A 2,578-nucleotide genomic window follows, 5' to 3' on the forward strand; every position below is an offset into this window, starting at 1 on the left:
GTTACTAATAACTTCTTTTCGAGGTGTAGTTGTGTTCTTTACTTCAACAAGTAAAACCTTTTCTTCATCAGTGATTTGAATTAAGGTTTTTCCGTTATAGTAAATAAGATTCCCTTCAATGCGCAACGTTTTTCCGTTTAAGTCTTTCACTTCCTTTTGAAGTTTTACGAAATACGGATTAGCACTTGATTTTCCAAAGCCTAATAATAATATGTTTTTAAATGTGTTCTTTGCAACTTGTACACGAAGCATAGGATACGGATTTTCATGAAAAACACCAGTAATTTTAGCTTCGTTTAACAACTCAAACGTACTGTTTTTAAATGGTTTTTGAGAAAAACTAAAGAGTAATGCACCAATTGCAATCGCTAGGATGGAAATTATACAAAATCGTTTTAAGGTTTTTTTAGTTTTTGGACCTAAACTACCAGTTATATAGGATACGTAAAATTCATCATTTTTTTTCATAACTTAAATTTTACAAGGTTTAACTTCTGTGCCTTCCTCAAAAGCATGTGGATGTATATAAACGATTTCTCCATCTAGTTTCAATTCGTAAGTCGCTACTTTTTCAGTAAAAGGTGGCGGAGATTGTCCGTTACTTGGTAAATATTGATACCCATGCCAAGGACAGGTAATACAACCATCAATAATTTTTCCTTCGCCTAATGGGCCACCTTGATGTTTACAAACATTATGAATAGCAGCTAATTTTCCATCATACTTAAAAATGGCAACGCGTTCATTGTTTACAGTAAAAATTTTAGCTCTGTCTTCTTCTATTTCCGAAATAGTACACACCTCAAGCCATCCTTCTTTTTTATACGTTTTCGCGTTGTCAATTTTACGTTCTTTAAAGGCTGTAATTAAATGTAAACTTGCTACAAGTATAAAACCAGTGACCAAAATACCAATTGTAAATGGTGATGTTTCTTGCTGAAAAGCACCTAGAAAAACATGAGCGATTATAAGCGCATAAGCAACATAAATCATCATGTGTAAACGCTTCCAAACTTTTGCAGATAAGTTTCCGAGAAAAAAATCATGACTGGTGGATGCCATTAAAAATAAGATAAGTAAGGCAAAAAATCCTAAAACCTGAAACGGAAAATTGGTTAACGAACCATAGTCCATATTAGAAGTAAAAATTGAGTAAATAGGATTTACATCACCTAATGCATGAAATTGGAACATAGAAAATCCACCATGAATAAATGCAGCAATAAACATACTGACACCCAAATGTCTTCTGTTGTAGAGTATTGGTAAAAAACTAATATTTAGTCTAGCTAAAGGGCCAATAACTAATATAATATGCAGCATAATAATAGCTAAGGACCCAAAAGCTCTTATGACTATTGTTTCTATGCTCGTTTCAGAATTGAAAATTAAAGTAATCGCTGCAAACAAAATAATATACAGTAGCATGCTTGCTGCAATGATTTTATCGTAAGTTTTCTTGTACTTATTCCAAAGAACTAATTTATAATCTAATCCCATTAAAATAAAAATTTAGTTATTTCCACCTTTTTTAAATCATCATAAATTATGATGCCTTTTGGTAGATTATTAATATTAAACTCGTAGATACCTGCAGTTGTTATTTGTCCTATGACCTTCGTTTTATTGCCTTTTTCGTCCATTTCATAAACTACAGAGGATGCGTTTTTTAAAGTAGCTTTTAAAATGATTTCTATATAACTTTCAAAAACAGCTGTTTTTACAATATCATTTTCAAATGATTTGAGGCTTGCTTTTTTTGATCCTGCAACTGTTGCTTCTATAGTAACTTTTGATGAAAAAACAGCTAAATATTTCACTGCAAAAATCATTACTAGCGGAATTGCAATTGCTAACAATAGCCAAATATATTTATGTGCTTTTCGTTGTCCTGAAGTCATATTAAGCCATTTTAGATTTGAATAATTTACCTATTAAAAAAGGCCAGGTTGCCATAACACCTGGAAATAGCAAAAAACGAACTTTCTTTTTGGTGTCTGCCATTAATGAATCAATTTTAGGCGCTTTAATTAAAAAGAAAATTCCGAATAGAAAACCTATTAAAAAATAAACACCTAAAATTCCTAAGAGTATTTCGAACATCCTTTAATTAGTTTATACCTGCGTAGTTAATTCCTGTTAATTTGTGCATATCGCTATCAAAGGTTGATAAATCATCATGGTTAAATTTTGAAATAGCATCATAACCACAAGCTCTAGCGACTACTTTAATAAGACTGTTTGTAGCATCAAAATAGTTGTGTAGTTGCTTGGCAGACGAATCTATGATTAATCGACTACGTAAGGATTCTTTTTGAGTTGCAATACCAACCGGACAATTATTACTTCCGCAGGCACGCATGCCTAAACATCCAATAGCTTGTAAAGCAGAATTAGAGACTGCAATAGCATCTGCACCTAGCATCATGGCTTTTGCAAAATCTTCAGCAACACGCAAACCACCAGTAATTATTAAAGTAACATCCGAAGCACCAACTTTGTCTAAATATTTTCTAGCTCTTGCTAATGCAGGAATGGTTGGAACATTAATATGATCTCTTAAAATAGTAGGAGCAGA

5 protein-coding genes are annotated in these 2,578 nt (G+C 32.2%); all 5 read right to left on the reverse strand.

From position 1 onward, the window contains the following. On the reverse strand, positions 1-468 hold a 468-nt coding region (locus QNK89_RS04045; protein WP_340169680.1), incomplete at its 3' end, for a hypothetical protein. A 3-nt stretch (positions 469-471) separates the two neighbouring features. Continuing rightward, complete coding sequence (locus QNK89_RS04050; RefSeq protein WP_340169681.1) at positions 472-1,500, reverse strand: Rieske 2Fe-2S domain-containing protein; 1,029 nt, start codon at positions 1,498-1,500, stop codon at positions 472-474. Next, positions 1,500-1,901, reverse strand: coding sequence for a hypothetical protein (locus tag QNK89_RS04055; protein ID WP_340169682.1), 402 nt, complete (start codon positions 1,899-1,901; stop codon positions 1,500-1,502). The genes QNK89_RS04050 and QNK89_RS04055 overlap by 1 nt, the downstream gene beginning before the upstream one ends. A gap of 1 nt (position 1,902) precedes the next feature. Beyond that, positions 1,903-2,103 (reverse strand): hypothetical protein, encoded by a 201-nt coding sequence (locus tag QNK89_RS04060; RefSeq protein WP_340169683.1) that lies wholly within the window; start codon positions 2,101-2,103, stop codon positions 1,903-1,905. A 7-nt stretch (positions 2,104-2,110) separates the two neighbouring features. Continuing rightward, the coding region (locus QNK89_RS04065; protein ID WP_340169684.1) for a glutamate synthase-related protein at positions 2,111-2,578 on the reverse strand (468 nt) is incomplete at its 5' end.

It is taken from the genome of Lacinutrix sp., assembly GCF_037625555.1.
Classification (GTDB): Bacteria; Bacteroidota; Bacteroidia; order Flavobacteriales; family Flavobacteriaceae; genus Lacinutrix.

What these genes read in the sequence shown, in the direction of transcription:
- QNK89_RS04050 (WP_340169681.1), bottom strand. Translation starts at nt 1,500, where the DNA reads ATGGGATTAGATTATAAATTAGTTCTTTGGAATAAGTACAAGAAAACT.
- QNK89_RS04055 (WP_340169682.1), bottom strand. Translation starts at nt 1,901, where the DNA reads ATGACTTCAGGACAACGAAAAGCACATAAATATATTTGGCTATTGTTA.
- QNK89_RS04060 (WP_340169683.1), bottom strand. Translation starts at nt 2,103, where the DNA reads ATGTTCGAAATACTCTTAGGAATTTTAGGTGTTTATTTTTTAATAGGT.